Origin of the sequence: Nitrosomonas sp. (assembly GCF_019635155.1) — a bacterium.
GTDB lineage: Bacteria > Pseudomonadota > Gammaproteobacteria > Burkholderiales > Nitrosomonadaceae > Nitrosomonas.
In genome coordinates this window covers 1-17,773 of record NZ_JAHBZY010000023.1, presented here as the reverse complement: position 1 = coordinate 17,773, position 17,773 = coordinate 1, and the positions used below count along the sequence as shown (strand labels likewise).

Sequence of the window (17,773 nt, the reverse complement as noted above, 5' to 3'; positions counted from 1 at the left end):
GCAAGATATCCTATGGGATCACTATTACAGCTTGCTGGTGCTGAGATGGATTAACAAATGATCAATGGTTGAATGCATGACTTCAACGAGCGGAAAAGGGTAAATACCGATCCACAATACAAAAAAAGCTAAAATTGCCAATAAAATAAATTCACGTTTTGAAATATCTTGTAAACCTTCTACTGCGGAATTAGCCACTGCTCCGAATACTACTCGCTTATACATCCACAATGTATAGGCCGCACCAAAAATCAAGGTTGTTGCCGCTAAAAATGCATACCAGAAATTGATCTGAACGGCACTCATAATAACCATAAACTCGCCAACAAAACCGCTGGTTCCTGGAAGTCCAGCGTTTGCCATAGCGAATAGCATGAAGAAAGCTGCAAAAACCGGCATTTTATTTACAACACCGCCATAATCCGCAATCTGGCGAGAGTGCAGCCGATCATATAATACGCCTACGCATAGAAACATTGCGCCCGAAATAAAACCATGAGAGATCATCTGCACCATGGCGCCTTCAATACCGTATGCATTCATCAAGAAGAAGCCCAATGTCACAAAGCCCATGTGCGCGACCGATGAATAAGCAATCAGTTTTTTCATGTCAGCTTGCATCAACGCAATTAAGCCAATATAAACAACCGCAATTAATGATAAGGCGATCATCATATCCGCAAGATATAGACTGGCATCCGGCACAATTGGCAAAGAAAATCGTAAAAAACCATACCCCCCCAATTTGAGCAGAATCGCCGCTAAAACAACTGAGCCACCAGTAGGCGCCTCTACGTGAGCATCTGGTAACCAAGTGTGTACTGGCCACATCGGAACTTTAACCGCGAAAGCCAACAAAAAAGCAATAAATAAAAATATTTGCGGAGTTAGTGGTATCGAAAGTTTATGGTAATCCTCGATTGAAAAGCTTCCTTCCGATGTTTTATATAAATAAATAAATGCTATTAACATCAATAAGGAACCAAGAAGCGTGTACAAAAAAAACTTGATCGCTGCATACACTCTATTTGGACCACCCCAAATACCGATAATCAGGAACATTGGTATCAGCGATGCTTCCCAAAAAACGTAAAAAAGAATTGCATCGAGTGATGAAAACACGCCATTTACAATTCCAGACATGACAAGGAACGCACCCATATATTGCGATACACGTTGCTTAATGACTTCCCATCCCGCGACAACAACTATCGGTGTTATTAAACAATTCAGTAAAATCAGCGGCATCGATATGCCATCAACACCTAAATGATAATTGACATTAAAACGCTCGAACCAAACGTAATTCTCGACAAATTGCATCGAGCTGGTTGTAATGTCAAAGCCGCTATACAGCGGAATTGCCACCAGAAATCCTAGTGTAGATCCAATCAGGGAAATCCAACGGGCAAGTTGCGCGTTAGTATCATTTCCGGTCGCAAATACGGCGATACCAAACACAATTGGCAGCCAAATAATTAAACTGAGTAGTGGGAATTCAAACGACATTCTTATTCCGTTTTATTTATTAAAATCTTATGATTTTCGATCGGTGTTATATCCCATCATGAGGCTTGATTTGACAGTGCGATATCGCAAGCTTAATACAACCACACCGTCAAAATAACAAAAATCCCTATAATCATTGTAAATGCATAATGATAGATGTAACCCGTTTGATAACGTCGCACTAGTGCAGCGGTCAATGAAACCACTTTCGCTGTTCCATTAACAAAGAAACCATCAATTATTTTGACATCACCAACTTTCCAAAGAACCGTCCCTAAAGAACGAGTACCGCCAGCAAATAACCATGAATATAGCTCATCAATATAATATTTCCGATCGAGCAACGTATAAATCGGACCACAGCTGGTTTTGACCTTTCCTGGTATATCAGTTCTATAATTGTATAAATACCAAGCTGTAAATATCCCGGCTATAGACAACCAGAAAGGTGCTGTTGAGAAAGCATGCAAAATCATTCCAAAAATACCCGTAAATTCAGCGCCTAGTCTCGTAATTGCATCATGTTGTGGTAAAACATAAATAGCATCTTTAAAATACTCACCAAAAACGACTGGACCGATAAACCATCCTGCAGCTATCGTTGGAATTGCCAGAACTACCAGAGGCAAAGTTACTACCCACGGGGATTCGTGTAAATGCTCTCTCGTATGATCGTCCATTCTGGGTGAACCATGAAAGGTCATAAATATTAAACGGAATGTGTACAAAGCGGTCACAAATACTGTGGCCAGTACACAAAAATAAGCAAAACCGACACCGGGAATATCAGCAAAATGAACTGCTTCGATAATTGCATCTTTAGAAAAGAACCCTGAGAAGCCGGGTACCCCGGCGCTGGCCAATGCCGCTATAAACATAGTCCAATAAGTAATGGGCATATACTTTTTCAATCCACCCATTTTTTGCATATTCTGCTCGTGGTGCATAGCGATAATGACAGAACCGGCACCTAAAAATAATACGGCTTTAAAGAAAGCATGCGTCATCAAATGAAAAATCGCCGCAGAGTAAGCCGACGCACCTAATGCAACAGTCATATAACCCAATTGTGATAGAGTAGAATAAGCAACTACCCGCTTAATATCGGTCTGAACAACTGCAATCAGTGCCATAAATAGTGTCGTGATTCCACCCACGACTAAAATTGTCGACAAAGCCACCTCTGATAATTCAAATAAGGGCGACATCCGTGCAACCATAAAAATACCTGCCGTCACCATTGTAGCCGCGTGAATTAATGCAGAGATCGGCGTTGGCCCTTCCATTGAATCAGGCAACCAAACATGCAATGGAAATTGCGCCGATTTACCCATTGCCCCTATGAATAATAAGATACAAATCAGTGTGATGACTAACCATGAAATTCCCGGAATTATTTCAATAGACTCTTCTATTAATCCCGGTGCTTGCTCAAAAACTAAGGTGTAGTCAAGCGTACCAAAATGCATTAGCACCAACGCTATCCCTAAGAGGAAGCCAAAATCACCCACCCGGTTTACCAAGAATGCTTTCAAATTAGCATAAATAGCTGTCGGACGGGTGTACCAAAAACCGATCAATAAATACGATACGAGACCAACGGCTTCCCAGCCAAAAAATAACTGCAAAAAATTGTTCGACATTACCAACATCATCATTGAGAAGGTAAACAGCGAAATATAGCTAAAGAAACGTTGATATCCTGGATCGTCGTGCATATAACCAATGGTATAGATATGCACCATGAGAGAAACAAGGCTTACAACAATCATCATCGTCGCTGATAGATGATCAATTAAAAAACCAATCTCAAACCGAGTGTCGCCGGATACTAACCAAGTGTATACGCTGCCATTGTAACTATTGCCTTCCAGCACATCCCAAAAAATAACAATCGATGACATTAGAGAAACAAAGACCAATGCGATTGTTACACGATGACTCCACGTGCGCCCAATATATCGCCCAAATAGTCCCGCAATAATCGATCCTAGTAAAGGGGCTAGCGGTACCAATAAATAAAGTTTCTGCATTGCGAGTAATTGTTAATTCTTGTTAATAGATAAGCTTCTGTTTTTATAAAAGCTAACCCTTTAGTTTATCGAGATCGTCAACATTAATTGTGCGCATATTGCGAAAAAGTACAACCAATATAGCCAAGCCGATCGCGGATTCCGCTGCAGCTACAGTCAAAATAAAAAACACGAAAATCTGCCCCGAAATATCCTGCAAATAATGAGAAAATGCCACAAAATTCATATTTACAGCCAGCAACATCAATTCAATTGACATTAATAAAATAATGACATTTTTTCGGTTAAGAAAAATACCAACCAAACCGATCGCGAACAGAATTGCTCCGAGTATTAAATAATGTGATAGCGAAACCAAGTCTAAGTCCCTTTTTTATTCCATCTATTCTAATAATAAATTGACATCATTCTTTTTTTTCTGAAGGCATCGTCACTATACGTAACCGATCTTCTTTTTTAACCTTGACTTGCTTCGATGGATTCGGCGATTTCTTATCTTCCCGATGCCGGAGAGTCAATGCAATGGCCGAAATCATCGCCACAAGCAAAAGAACCGCCGCTAATTCAAACGCATAAACATACTCGGTATAAAGCAAACGCCCCAATTCTTTGGTATTGCTATAATCCGCTCCTTGAGGACTTGGATTAGGCATTTCTTCTAATCCGAAATGCTTTCCCATAAAAACCGCTGACATCTCTGCAATCATAATCACTGAAATAATGGCACCCAGCGGAAACCATTTCCAGAAACCTTCACGCAGTCTATCCAAATTGATATCCAGCATCATTACCACAAACAGGAATAACACCATAACCGCGCCGACATATACCAAAACCAAAGCTATCGCGAGAAATTCCGCTTCAAGTAACAACCACAAACCAGCACAAGTTACAAAAGCCAATACCAACAGCAATGCAGAATTAACCGGATTTCTCACGGTAATCACACCAAGTGCGGATACTATAAGAATGGCCGAGAAAAAATAAAATAGAAAATCTTGAAAAATCATTTGTTTTAATTAGCCAAATTTAACGATAGCGCGCATCTGCTTCACGGTCTTTAGCGATTTGATCCTCGTATCTATCACCAATGGCCAATAACATTTCTTTCGTATAAATCAAATCGCCTCTTTTCTCGCCGTGATACTCCAGAATGCGTGTTTCAACAATCGAATCAACTGGGCAAGATTCTTCACAAAAACCACAAAAAATACATTTACTTAAATCTATATCATAACGAGTCGTTCTTCTCGTTCCATCTGCCCGCTGCTCAGAATCAATAGTAATCGCCATCGCCGGACAAACTGCTTCACATAATTTACATGCAATACAGCGTTCTTCTCCATTCGGATAACGACGCAATGCATGTAAACCGCGAAAACGCGGTGACTGCGGAGTTTTTTCTTCTGGAAAATGCACGGTTATCTTCGGTTTAAAAAGATACCGACCAGTTACTGCCATACCTTTTAATAATTCGAACAATAAAAAGGTACTAAAGAATTTTTTAATGCGATCCATTGTACTACCTCTATATTAAAACCAGATATTCAATGGGAATGAATTTCTCATTGATTCAGGTAATTGCATTATTAATCCTAAGAGCACAATCCAGACCAGTGTAATGGGAATAAATATTTTCCAACCCAATCTCATTATTTGATCATAGCGATAACGTGGGAATGTTGCTCGAAACCAAAGAAAGAAGAATAAAACAAATGCAATTTTCAAGAGTAACCAAATAAATCCTGGAATAAGATTAAATGGCGCCAAATCAAGAGGGGGTAACCACCCGCCCAGAAACATAATAGACGTCAAAGTAGCGACCAGAATCATATTCGAATATTCGGCCAAAAAGAAAACCGTGAAGGCCATACCGGAATAGTCTACATGAAAACCAGCAACAATCTCTGATTCCCCCTCTGCGACATCAAATGGTGCACGATTTGTTTCAGCCACCCCCGAAATTAGATAAACCAGAAACATGGGAAACAGCGGTATCAAATACCAATTTAGCATACTATTTCCCTGTTGCCCGTTCACAATATCACCCAAGTTTAAACTTTGCGACATCATTAACACACACACCAAAGCAAATCCCATAGCTAACTCGTATGAAACCACTTGTGCTGCGGAACGCATTGCACCGAGAAAAGCATATTTAGAATTCGAAGCCCACCCGGCAATAATAATGCCGTATATCCCCATTGAAGTCATCGCCAAAATATAGAGCAACCCGGCGTTGATATCGGCAAGCACTAATTCCGGTGAAAAAGGGATCACCGCCCAAGCTGCCAATGCCGGCATAATCGTTAGAACAGGCGCTAGAATGAACAGAAACTTATTAGCTCCAGTAGGAATAATAATTTCCTTCATAATCGCTTTCACAGCATCGGCAATGGGTTGCCCCCATCCTCGCAACCAAGGTATTCCAAAGAAAGTTACCCTATTGGGACCAACACGAACCTGCATATAAGCGATTATCTTACGTTCCGCGAAAGTTAAGTATGCGACACCAAGAAGCAATGGAACAACAATAGCAAAAATAAACAACAGATTTGTTGTCAGGGAAAACAACATGGAGCCCCACTCTCCCCCAAATATCTCTACAAATAATTGCTCAAAGTTTTCCATCAACCCACTCCGCCAAAACACCCATCACAATTTCTCTACCTCTATTTCACCAAATAAAGCGCCCAAATCAGAAGTCTTTGGATGCGCTCCAGCTAAGCGAATGCAATTAATGGGTAATTTCTCATCATGCGCGACCTCTATTGACAAAGATCTTCCCCCTTGCTTAACTGTTATTCGATCGCCTGCTTTAACTCCAAATTTCTCTAACATTGATGCGACCATCCATGCTTTTGGCGGCGCAGCATCTTGAGTGAGTTGGAGCGATTCAGCACGCCGAACTATTGGATCGGCTTGATAAATAGGCACTTCACCTATGCGCTGTATTCCAGGTGCTTCAGGTATTGTCAGAGTCCCATTGAAATCTTTTAGCGCATTATTCAAATATTGATTAATTTCATTACCTGAAGGAAGAATCTCTTCCCGCACTTGCTCGGAAGTTTCATAGTCAAAACCTTCCAGTTCAAGCAAATTAGCCAATACTCTCAATACCTTCCAACCCGGTCGTGTATCACCAAGCGGAGACACGACTCCATTAAAACTTTGCACTCTTCCTTCGGCATTCACGAAGGTTCCGGATGTTTCGCTAAAAGGTGCAATAGGCAGGAGCACATCAGCATATTCTTTTACATTTCCTTGGTATGCGCTTAACGAAACTACAAAATCACTGGACCGAATTGATTCAAGCGCTTTCGAAGAATCATAGGTATCAAACTCGGGTTCTATATTCATTAAAATAAAAGACTTACATTTACTGCCATTTAAGTCTGCTTGATAACCCAGTATCTGCGCTGCATTCAAACCAGGCTGCGTATTACCAGCATGCATCGGTAATGAAAAAGAACCAATTTCTGGTACAGCGCCTGCTAAATAAGCACCAACACTATTCGCTGCTTCACCTAATATTCCGTATCTTGCTCCCGATATCTCGGCGATCAAACTTGCAAGCATCTTAAGAGTTGAATAATCAGGGTGATGTTGCGACAAGTTGCCTAGATAAATTGCAGCTGGTGCATTCTCAATCAAACTGGAAGCAATTGCAGAAGCGTTCGCTGTACTTGGTATATTTATTGAATCAATAATCTGTTTTATCGTTTGTGTTAAATTTTCGCCTTTGATCTCAGCTGCTGCTTTTAGAATCTCAGCCAATACCCTGACCATAGAGGTCGGCGAAACTATTGCTTTGTTCGTGATCTTAGTTAATAAGTCATCATCAATCGGATTTACGATATTCAATTCCATCCCACTTTTGACAGCCTGACGTAAACGCTGAGCAATTAATGGATGATCTTTACGTAACGTACTACCAATAATCAGCACTGATTTTAACTGTGATATCTCCGCAATACTGGTTCCCAACCATGGAATGCCTTCAAGCTTTTTATCAGCACGGAAGTCCGATTGGCGCAATCTGTGATCAATGTTTCCGCTACCCATTGCACGCAATAGTTTCTGCAGCAAATAAAGCTCTTCTGTTGTGCAATGAGGCGATCCTAATGCGGCAATACTATCCGCCCCATTCTTTTGCTTCGCGTTTAACAATGCTTGTCCTGTAAACTCCAAAGCTTCTTGCCAATCACATTCGAACCATTGTCCATCGCGTTTGATCATTGGTTGCGTTAATCTATCTTCCGAATTCAGACCTTCATAAGAGAAACGATCTTTATCCGATAGCCAGCACTCATTAATTGCTTCATTATCACGTGGAAGTACACGCATCACACGATTCTGCTTGACTTGCACGACTAAATTTGACCCCAATCCACAATGCGGGCTAATCGATTTTCGTCGAGATAATTCCCATGTGCGCGCTGAATAACGAAATGGCTTGCTTACCAATGCCCCCACCGGACACAGATCAATTACGTTTCCCGATAATTCAGAATCAACAGTTTTACCGACAAAAGACAGTATCTCAGAATGCTCTCCACGTCCCGCCATTCCGAGTTCCATGATGCCAGCAATTTCCTGACCAAATCGCACACAACGGGTACAGTGTATGCACCGAGTCATGTCGGTTGAGATTAACGGCCCCAGATTTTTATTAACAACAACTCTCTTGGCTTCCGTATACCGTGAGCCACTTGCACCATATCCAACCGCGAGATCTTGCAACTGACACTCCCCACCTTGATCGCAAATCGGGCAATCGAGCGGATGGTTTATAAGAAGAAATTCCATTACTCCTTTTTGCGCATTAACGGCTTGCGGTGAGTGAGTAAATACCTTCATACCGTCCATAACCGGCGTTGCACAAGCAGGTAAAGGCTTAGGAGCTTTCTCAACTTGCACCAAACACATCCGACAATTAGCCGCTATCGATAATTTTTTGTGATAGCAAAAATGTGGAATATACACACCAATCTGTTTGGCACCATCCATGATGGTGCTTCCCTTAGGGACAGTTACTGGTTTACCGTCGATTTCGATATTGACCATCAGTTAAAATTCTTGGGTTAATTACGAATATTGAATCAATGCGTTTGATAATTAATACTCAAACCATGCATTTCTTATGTTCTATATGGTATAAAAATTCATCACGAAAATGCTGAATCATGGCACGCACAGGCATAGCTGCTGCATCACCCAGAGCGCAAATTGTTCTTCCCTGAATGTTATCTGCAATATTATCCAGCAATTCTAGATCATCCAAACGTCCCTTACCATGTTCAATTCGATTGACAATACGATACAACCACCCAGTGCCTTCGCGACAAGGTGTGCATTGCCCACAGGATTCCTCGAAATAAAAATAAGACAAACGTTCTAACGCTCTGACCATACACGTGGTTTCATCCATAATAATGACAGCACCAGAGCCTAACATAGAGCCAGCTTTTGCAATCGAGTCATAGTCCATATCCGTTTGCAGCATAATATCGCCGGGTAATACCGGCATGGACGAGCCGCCCGGGATACACGCTTTTAACTTTCGCCCTCCACGCATCCCACCCGCCATTTCCAATAATTCAGCAAATGGAGTTCCAAGTGGTATCTCGTAATTTCCAGGCTTATTAACATGACCCGATACTGAAAATAATTTAGTACCACCATTATTAGGCTTCCCGAGCTGAAGATATTTTTCGCCGCTATTTCTAATTATCCATGGAACGGATGAAAAAGTTTCTGTGTTATTAATTGTGGTTGGTTTCCCGTATAAACCATAGTTGGCTGGAAATGGCGGTTTAAAGCGCGGTTGACCTTTCTTACCTTCAATAGATTCTAATAATGCAGTCTCTTCTCCACAGATATAAGCACCAAAACCATGGTGATTGAATAATTGAAAACTAAACGCCGAACCTAAAATATTATTACCTAAATAACCGGCAGCACGCGCTTCATCAATGGCTTCTTCCATCCTTTCATATGTTTCCCAGATTTCACCATGGATATAGTTATAGCCTGCCTTCGCTCCCATCGCATAGGCTGCGATTATCATTCCTTCAATCAAAAGATGCGGATTGAATCGTAATATATCTCTATCTTTGAAAGTGCCCGGCTCACCTTCATCCGAATTACAAACGATATATTTATCTCCTTCATATCCTTTAGGCATGAAGCTCCACTTTAAACCCGTGGGAAATCCTGCTCCACCTCTGCCACGAAGCGCCGATTTTTTTACTTCTTCAATTATTTCTTCTGGGGCAATCTTTTTGGACAGAATCTTTTTAAGAGCCGCATAACCTTCGCGTTTCTCATAACTCTTGAGTCGCCAAGTATTTGGATCACTTTGATCAACACCATTCATCAATGTCTGTGGATACTGATTCATTTACTCAGATCCTCCAGCAATTGATCTATTTTTTCATTGGACATGAAACCACACATTCGTTTATTGTTAACTAACAAAACCGGCGCATCACCACAAGCGCCGAAGCATTCACCCTCCTTAAGGGTAAACTGCCCATCCGGTGTTGTTTGGTTAAAATCAATACCAAGTTTTTTCTTTATATAGGCAGCCGCCTCGTTACTGCCAGAAAGCGCACATGGCAGATTAGTGCAAACTGTTAACTTATATTTCCCTACAGGTTGCAAGTTATACATATTATAAAACGAAGCTACTTCATAAACCGCAATAGGCGGCATTCCCAAGTATTCTGCCACAAAATTCATTGTTTCATCGGCTAACCAGCCTTTTTCATCTTGCGCGATCGCAAGAGCTGACATCACTGCCGATTGTTTTTGATCAACTGGATACTTCGCGATCTCTCGATCAATTTTTTTTAAGGATTCCGCACTTAACATCTTTATCTATCTATTTCACCAAATACAATATCTTGCGTACCGATAATTGCAACCACATCAGAAATCATGTGACCTCGTGACATCTCATCCAATGCAGCCAAATGCGCAAATCCTGGCGCACGAATTTTCAGTCGATAGGGTTTATTAGCACCATTGGATACAAGGTATATACCAAACTCACCTTTCGGATGCTCAACTGCCACATAAGCTTCTCCAGGAGGAACATGAATACCTTCAGTGAACAGCTTGAAATGATGAATCATTTCTTCCATATTCTGTTTCATCGTCACACGCGACGGCGGCGCAACTTTATGATTATCAGTAATTACTGGGCCTGGGTTTTTTCTTAGCCAGTCAACACATTGTTTAATGATTCTATTTGATTGCCGGAACTCCTCCATACGCACCAAATAACGATCATAGCAATCGCCATTAACACCCACCGGAATATCAAATTCAAGACGATCATAAACTTCATAAGGCTGTTTCTTTCTTAGATCCCATTCCACACCGGAACCACGCAACATCGGCCCTGTAAAACCTAATGCTTTGGCTCGTTCAGGCGAGACGACACCAATATCAACCAAACGCTGCTTCCAGATTCTGTTATCAGTTAGTAACGTTTCATATTCATCCACATATGTTGGAAAACGATTAGTAAAGTCCTCAATAAAATCAAGTAAAGAGCCTTCTCTATTGGCGTTTCTCAATCGAGTTTGTTTCTCATCATGAATTTTGGATGACTGATATTTAGGCATCGTATCCGGCAGATCTCGATATACCCCCCCAGGACGATAATATGCAGCATGTAATCGCGCACCTGAAACGGCTTCGTAACAATCCATCAGATCTTCTCTTTCACGAAAAGCGTACAAAAACATTGTCATTGCGCCAACATCAAGTGCATGCGCACCAATCCAAAGCAAGTGATTAAGTATGCGAGTAATTTCATCAAACATCACTCGTATGTACTGCGCCCTAATGGGCACTTCAATTTGCAGTAACTTCTCAATGGCCATGACATAGGCATGCTCATTAACCATCATTGACACATAATCCAAGCGGTCCATGTAGGGAACCGACTGAAGATATGTTTTATTTTCAGCTAATTTCTCGGTCGCTCGGTGTAATAAGCCGATATGCGGATCAGCACGCCGAACAACCTCTCCATCCAACTCCAATACAAGCCGCAAAACACCGTGCGCTGCCGGATGCTGGGGTCCAAAATTCATGGTGTAATTACGTATTTCTGCCATAAGTCACTTACGAAATTTTATTTTTGTACGCTATGTGATTCAAATCAGATTGATTTTATAATTCGCAATCGCCGTAGTATTCTTCCCGTCTCACAAGCGGAGTTATTTCTCGCGGTTCTATACTTACAGGTTGGTAGATAACACGCTTTTGTTGTTCATCATAACGCATTTCAACGTAACCAGTTAGTGGAAAATCCTTGCGGAAAGGGTTACCAATAAAGCCATAATCAGTCAGAATTCGACGCAAATCCGGATGATTAGAAAAAACAATACCGTACAGATCAAACGCTTCTCGCTCAAACCAATTGGCGACGGGCCAAATTTCCGTAACTGAATCCACTGCCGGAAATTCATTATTATCAGCGAACACCCTCATTCGCAATCTACAATTTTTTTCGACCGAAAGTAAGTGATAAACTACTGCGAAGCGCTTAGCATTTCGGCCAGATTCTTCTGACAAATCATCATCGTATGTCAAATAATCCATCCCACACAAATCTATTAACGTATCGAAAAGAAGCGCAGCATCATCGCGTAATATTTTACTAACCGCGCTTATCTCTCTTGCATCAACCACAATGGTAAGTTCGCCATGTTGAACGTGAAAATTAACAAGCTTCTCACCTAATCTATTCGTCAATACTTCCGAAAAATTATTTTGTTGTAAAGTAGTCATAGCAAAATTAACGTGCAATCGTATTAGTTCGATTTATCTTATTCTGCAACTGAATGATTCCATACAATAAAGCTTCTGCAGTAGGCGGGCATCCGGGAACATAAATATCGACTGGCACAACACGATCACAACCACGCACAACAGAGTAAGAGTAATGATAGTATCCACCGCCATTAGCACACGATCCCATCGAAATCACCCAACGCGGCTCAGCCATCTGATCATAAACTTTACGCAGAGCCGGAGCCATTTTATTGCACAATGTTCCTGCCACAATCATTACATCTGACTGTCGCGGACTTGGACGAAACACTATTCCGAAACGATCAAGATCATAACGTGACGCACCTGTTTCCATCATCTCAACAGCACAACAGGCTAACCCGAATGTCATCGGCCACATTGATCCAGTGCGCCCCCAGTTGATAATTGAATCGAGACTTGTTGTAACAAAGCCTTTATCGAGAGTTCCTTCTATACTCATACCATCAATCCCACTCTAACGCGCCTTTCATCCACTCGTAAATAAACCCTACAACCAAGATACTTAAGAATATCAACATTGCCATGAAACCAAACATACCGATTTCATCTATGACTATCGCCCATGGAAACAAAAATGCGATCTCCAAATCAAACAGAATGAACAGGATAGCTACTAAGTAATATCGCACATCAAATTTCATTCGTGCATCTTCGAAAGCTTCAAAACCACACTCGTACGGGGATAATTTTTCACTATCCGGTCGATTTGGTGCCAACAACCAACCACAAAGCATTGGCACTACTCCAACCAAAAAGCCAATTATCAGAAACAATAATATTGGAAAATAATTCTCAAGCATGTTATTAACTTAATTATCTATGGAGTTATTCATATTTTATAGCATTTTTTTGATGTGCCGACGGCGAGAGTCGAACTCGCACAGCTTTCGCCACCGCCCCCTCAAGACGGCGTGTCTACCAATTCCACCACGTCGGCGGCAGACAAATTAAGCGCTTTGCGATCAATAATCCACCATACCAAATCTGGTACCAGAATTAATCGGGTATTTTATTTACTTTTGAATCGCCATCACTTTCAAGTATGACTTGCCCGCTTTCAGTTGCAGATTCCTCATCAAGATTCGAGCCTAATGATTCCTCTGATCGCTCCATGATGCTCATCACACTGCCGCTTTCATCTCGATTAGCCGAGAAATACGTCAAACTCATACTTGTAACAAAAAACATCGCTGCAACAAAAGCAGTAGCGCGGCTTAAAAAAGTTGCCGAACCGCTTGGACCAAACAGGCTGCCAGCAGAACCACTACCAAACGCTGCTCCCATATCCGCCCCTTTACCATGTTGCAATAATACCAAAATTACCAACACGACGGCTAACAATACATGTGCTGTCCAAACCAAAATTTCCAAATTGTCACTCCAAAAAATTTAATTCTGCATCGCTTGGCAAATCGCAACAAAATCACTTGCAACCAAAGATGCTCCGCCTATCAATCCACCATCGATATCAGGCATTACAAATAATTCAGCTGCATTATTAGCCTTGACGCTACCGCCATATAGAATAATCAGCTCTTTAGCGGTATTTGAATCTAGCTTAGAAATAACCGATCTGATAAATGTATGCACATCCTGCGCTTGCTGAGGTGTGGCTGTTTTACCGGTGCCGATAGCCCATACCGGTTCATAAGCAATAACAGCTTTTTGCAATGATTCAACACCCGACAAATTTATAACAGCAGTTAACTGTTCCTCAATGATTCTTTCCGTTACTCCTGACTCACGCTGCTCCAGCGTTTCCCCAACACACAGTATAGGTATTATTCCTGATTTCTGCGCTGCTAAATATTTTTCTGCAACAATGAGACTGCTTTCCCCATACAGAGCTCTTCTTTCCGAGTGCCCAACGATTACATAACGACACTCAAAATCATTTAACATTGATGCCGATATCTCTCCTGTATAGGCCCCTTTCTCATGTTGGCTTACATTCTGAGCACCCCAAGCGATATTTGAATTCTGCAATGAGCTTTTTACGGATGGTAGATAAGGATATGGCACACATACAGCATAATCAGCATCGCGCGATCCTTGCAATCCATTTATGACTTCATCAAGTAACTGTTTATTCGTTACTAGATTACCATGCATCTTCCAATTACCAGCAACTAACTTCCTACGCATTTGCTGCTACCCCAATACTAAAATCGTCGATCGTACCGTTGATTTTTGTTCAAGTCAATCTAATCCCAATTTGGGTCTATTTTTACTTTGTAAGAAATATCATCTCTTTTCAAAGCATTGAGAAAGCCAGTCTTGTCTAATTATTTACTTATCTCGCCAAACCGCACTATTCTCTGACATACAACCCATTGATTATAAAAAACCATACCCCATTTACCCAAATCTCCCTGTAATGTAATCCTCAGTTTGCTTATTTTTCGGCTTAATAAATATCGTATCGGTTACATTAAATTCGATTAATTCCCCCAAATACATATAAGCAGTGTAATCTGAAACTCTAGCAGCCTGCTGCATATTATGAGTGACAATTAAAATAGTAACCTTATTCTTCAGATCGGTAATTAATTCCTCTATACTTGCCGTTGCAATCGGATCAAGCGCCGAAGTCGGTTCATCGAACAACAGTATCTCAGGATCGGTCGCTAATGCTCGAGCTATGCATAACCGCTGCTGTTGTCCACCTGAAAGATTAAAAGCAAGATCATGTAACCGGTCTTTCACCTCGTCCCATAGAGCTGAATTACGTAAAGCAATTTCTACTTTCTCGTCAAGAATGGCACGCTGCTTAATTCCTCGTACGCGCAAACCATAAGCTACATTTTCATAGATTGATTTTGGAAAAGGATTCGGTTTCTGAAAAACCATACTGATCCTCATACGCACTTCGATAGGATCGACACTGGATGCCAATATGTTCACATTATCAGGATAGAGAATAATTTGCCCGTCATATCGGTTTCCAGGATATAAATCATGCATCCGGTTAAAACACCGTAAAAATGTCGATTTCCCACACCCGGATGGCCCTATTAATGCCGTAATTTTTTTATCATGCAAAACCATATCAATCTTCTTAAGCGCATTAAAACCGCCATAAAAGAAACTGAGATCTTTTACTTCAGATTTGTATTTTACTGACTCGGTAGATTTGTCTAATTCAAGCTGCATATTCCCTTACCACTTAATATTTTTTCGCATCCGATAACGCAAATAGATAGCCAATCCATTCATAGCAAGCGTCATTGCAACCAAGACCAGTCCGGCAGCGGCTGCATTCAATTGAAATGCTTCTTCCGGACGAGATACCCAGTTAAACATCTGTATTGGCATTACTGTAAAAGGCGCTGTCAACCATTCAAACGACAAGTATGGAAATTCACTCTTTATAGGCGAAGGCGGCAAGAATGCGATAAAGGTTAAAGCACCTATCGTTATTATCGGAGCAGTTTCCCCGATAGCTCTTGCTAAACCAATAATAATGCCAGTTAGAATTCCCGCGGACGAATACGGCAATAGATGATCCGATACTGTCTGCCATTTGGTAGCACCAAGCGCGTATGCACCTTCCCTGATAGTTACTGGAATTGATCGAATCGCCTCACGCGTGGCAACGATTACTACTGGGAGTATTAAGAGCGCTAACGCCAAACCCGCCGCCAAAATACTTTGACCAAACCCTAGTTGATAAACGAATAATCCCAATGCAAGCAATCCATAGATAATGGAAGGAACTCCCGCCAAATTGGTTACATTAATTTCTATTATTTCTGTCAGCAAATTCTTTGGTGCATATTCTTCAAGGTATACACCGGATCCTATGCCCAATGGTACCGCCGCAAAAGCGGTAACCAGCATCACCAAAGTTGTTCCAACCCATGCCGACAAAATCCCCGCAGATTCAGGTCTACGTGAGGGAAATGAAGTAAAAAAATCTAAAGATAAACGCGGCATCCCCTCAATCAACATATGCAGAAATAAAGCCATAAAAATCAAAATGGCAATCATTAAGGCAACCACTCCTACAATCAGAAAAATTAAATCCCATCTTTTATGCAGGCTAATAATTCTTCTGATTTCTTCAAGATTATTAACACTTCTCATTGTGTCATTTTACCCATGAGTTTGATCTGTCAGCTCAATTTTTTGACAACTCTGCTTTAATTTCAAGCAATCCGGTTTTATCAATCAATATATCTCTCGATACCTTTTACGTAAAACGTGACCGATAATATTAAATACAAGCGTTATTACTAGCAGTGTCAATCCTGCCGCAAAGATCGTTTGATAACCGATGCTTCCATGCGGTAAATCACCCAAGCTCACTTGCACTATATAAGCAGTGATCGTCGCTGCAGGTTCCATCGGATTCCACGTCAAGTTTGGTTGCATGCCAGCTGCAATTGCAACCACCATCGTCTCTCCAACTGCACGTGAAATTCCTAAAATGTATGCGGCTGCAATTCCAGAAAATGCCGCTGGCATAACAACTCTAATAGCAGTCTGGAACCTTGTTGCTCCCATCGCATAAGAACCTTCACGCAAATTCATCGGTACCGCTCTCATTGCGTCTTCAGTCATGGAACTGACATAGGGAATGATCATAATCCCCATTACCAGTCCGGCCGACAATAAATTGAATCCGGGTAACTCTGGAAAAATTTTCTGTAATAAAGGAGTTACAAATAGTAAAGCGAAGTAACCATAAACAACCGTGGGTATTCCACCTAACAACTCAAGAAATGGTTTAGCCAACTCACGTACGGTAAATGGCGCAAATTCTGATAGATATATCGCAATGATCGTTCCCATCGGGAGCGCAACTGATAACGCAATCAGTGAACTGACCACCGTACCTGAAACTAATGGCAAGATTCCATAGTGAGCATCAGCGAATAATGGCGTCCACTGAGTATCGGTCAGAAAATCCCAAATTGAAACATGCTGAAAAAAGACAATGGATTCTTTCAGCAACATCACGATAATCGCCAGCATAATCACCACTGACAAAACTGCTGATAAGAAAAGAAATGACTCTATAAATCTTTCATGAATTCGTCGACGAAAGCTATAACCAAGTTTGCCAGCGTCTAGAATTATTTTTTTATTTTGTGACTTATCTGCCACAGCGAGGGGCCCTTCTATAGATTACAGCAATATAGCAAGAGAGAGATGCCAAACAATTAGCAATTGTTTTTATCTTATTACTTATGAATTGTTCGATTTATTTAATCAACCACGTGGTTATCAGCTAATTAATAAAAACTCGAAATATTTTTTATTATTCTCTCGCTATACAAAAAATTCCGGAGATTTGATAATCTCCGGAATTTTTCATTCATAATAAAACCGAAGTACAAAGTAGTGAAGCTAATGACACTTATTCCTCATCATCC

At 41.1% G+C, this 17,773-nt stretch carries 18 protein-coding genes and 1 tRNA gene; all 19 read right to left on the bottom strand.

The window, feature by feature from the left end; all coding sequences use genetic code 11:
* Positions 1–24: 24 nt before the first annotated feature.
* A complete protein-coding gene (locus KF839_RS13480; RefSeq protein ID WP_292918366.1) occupies positions 25–1,509 on the bottom strand; it encodes an NADH-quinone oxidoreductase subunit M in 1,485 nt (494 codons plus the stop codon).
* A 92-nt stretch (positions 1,510–1,601) separates the two neighbouring features.
* On the bottom strand, positions 1,602–3,542 hold the full coding sequence (nuoL, locus tag KF839_RS13475; protein ID WP_292918365.1) for an NADH-quinone oxidoreductase subunit L: 1,941 nt from the start codon (positions 3,540–3,542) through the stop codon (positions 1,602–1,604).
* A gap of 52 nt (positions 3,543–3,594) precedes the next feature.
* Positions 3,595–3,900 (bottom strand): NADH-quinone oxidoreductase subunit NuoK, encoded by a 306-nt coding sequence (nuoK, locus tag KF839_RS13470; RefSeq protein WP_292918364.1) that lies wholly within the window; start codon positions 3,898–3,900, stop codon positions 3,595–3,597.
* Positions 3,901–3,946: 46 nt separating this feature from the next.
* Positions 3,947–4,552: an NADH-quinone oxidoreductase subunit J gene (locus tag KF839_RS13465; RefSeq protein WP_292918363.1), complete on the bottom strand. Its 606-nt coding sequence runs from the start codon at positions 4,550–4,552 to the stop codon at positions 3,947–3,949.
* Between the two features lie 19 nt (positions 4,553–4,571).
* Positions 4,572–5,060 carry an NADH-quinone oxidoreductase subunit NuoI gene (gene nuoI, locus KF839_RS13460; protein ID WP_108698550.1) on the bottom strand — a complete coding sequence of 163 codons (489 nt, stop codon included), beginning with the start codon at positions 5,058–5,060 and terminating at the stop codon, positions 4,572–4,574.
* A gap of 15 nt (positions 5,061–5,075) precedes the next feature.
* Positions 5,076–6,173, bottom strand: a complete 1,098-nt coding sequence (nuoH, locus tag KF839_RS13455) for an NADH-quinone oxidoreductase subunit NuoH (RefSeq protein ID WP_292918362.1) — start codon at positions 6,171–6,173, stop codon at positions 5,076–5,078.
* A 24-nt stretch (positions 6,174–6,197) separates the two neighbouring features.
* Positions 6,198–8,609, bottom strand: coding sequence for an NADH-quinone oxidoreductase subunit NuoG (gene nuoG, locus KF839_RS13450; protein WP_292918361.1), 2,412 nt, complete (start codon positions 8,607–8,609; stop codon positions 6,198–6,200).
* Positions 8,610–8,667: 58 nt separating this feature from the next.
* Positions 8,668–9,945 (bottom strand): NADH-quinone oxidoreductase subunit NuoF, encoded by a 1,278-nt coding sequence (gene nuoF, locus KF839_RS13445; RefSeq protein WP_292918360.1) that lies wholly within the window; start codon positions 9,943–9,945, stop codon positions 8,668–8,670.
* A complete protein-coding gene (gene nuoE / locus KF839_RS13440) occupies positions 9,942–10,418 on the bottom strand; it encodes an NADH-quinone oxidoreductase subunit NuoE (RefSeq protein ID WP_292918359.1) in 477 nt (158 codons plus the stop codon). The genes nuoF and nuoE overlap by 4 nt, the downstream gene beginning before the upstream one ends.
* 2 nt (positions 10,419–10,420) lie before the next feature.
* Positions 10,421–11,674: an NADH-quinone oxidoreductase subunit D gene (locus KF839_RS13435; protein WP_292918358.1), complete on the bottom strand. Its 1,254-nt coding sequence runs from the start codon at positions 11,672–11,674 to the stop codon at positions 10,421–10,423.
* Between the two features lie 55 nt (positions 11,675–11,729).
* Complete coding sequence (locus KF839_RS13430) at positions 11,730–12,350, bottom strand: NADH-quinone oxidoreductase subunit C (protein ID WP_292918357.1); 621 nt, start codon at positions 12,348–12,350, stop codon at positions 11,730–11,732.
* Between the two features lie 7 nt (positions 12,351–12,357).
* Entirely contained in the window at positions 12,358–12,834 is a 477-nt protein-coding gene (locus KF839_RS13425; protein WP_292918356.1) for a NuoB/complex I 20 kDa subunit family protein, read from the bottom strand.
* A gap of 4 nt (positions 12,835–12,838) precedes the next feature.
* Positions 12,839–13,195 carry an NADH-quinone oxidoreductase subunit A gene (locus KF839_RS13420; RefSeq protein WP_292918355.1) on the bottom strand — a complete coding sequence of 119 codons (357 nt, stop codon included), beginning with the start codon at positions 13,193–13,195 and terminating at the stop codon, positions 12,839–12,841.
* A gap of 55 nt (positions 13,196–13,250) precedes the next feature.
* Positions 13,251–13,332: transfer RNA gene (locus KF839_RS13415), tRNA-Leu, on the bottom strand.
* Between the two features lie 59 nt (positions 13,333–13,391).
* Positions 13,392–13,766, bottom strand: a complete 375-nt coding sequence (secG, locus tag KF839_RS13410; RefSeq protein ID WP_292918354.1) for a preprotein translocase subunit SecG — start codon at positions 13,764–13,766, stop codon at positions 13,392–13,394.
* An 18-nt stretch (positions 13,767–13,784) separates the two neighbouring features.
* Positions 13,785–14,540, bottom strand: a complete 756-nt coding sequence (tpiA, locus tag KF839_RS13405; RefSeq protein WP_292918353.1) for a triose-phosphate isomerase — start codon at positions 14,538–14,540, stop codon at positions 13,785–13,787.
* A gap of 213 nt (positions 14,541–14,753) precedes the next feature.
* Entirely contained in the window at positions 14,754–15,548 is a 795-nt protein-coding gene (gene pstB, locus KF839_RS13400) for a phosphate ABC transporter ATP-binding protein PstB (RefSeq protein WP_292918352.1), read from the bottom strand.
* Between the two features lie 6 nt (positions 15,549–15,554).
* Positions 15,555–16,481 carry a phosphate ABC transporter permease PstA gene (pstA, locus tag KF839_RS13395; RefSeq protein ID WP_292918351.1) on the bottom strand — a complete coding sequence of 309 codons (927 nt, stop codon included), beginning with the start codon at positions 16,479–16,481 and terminating at the stop codon, positions 15,555–15,557.
* Between the two features lie 84 nt (positions 16,482–16,565).
* Complete coding sequence (gene pstC / locus KF839_RS13390; protein WP_416362374.1) at positions 16,566–17,477, bottom strand: phosphate ABC transporter permease subunit PstC; 912 nt, start codon at positions 17,475–17,477, stop codon at positions 16,566–16,568.
* Positions 17,478–17,773 lie beyond the last annotated feature (296 nt).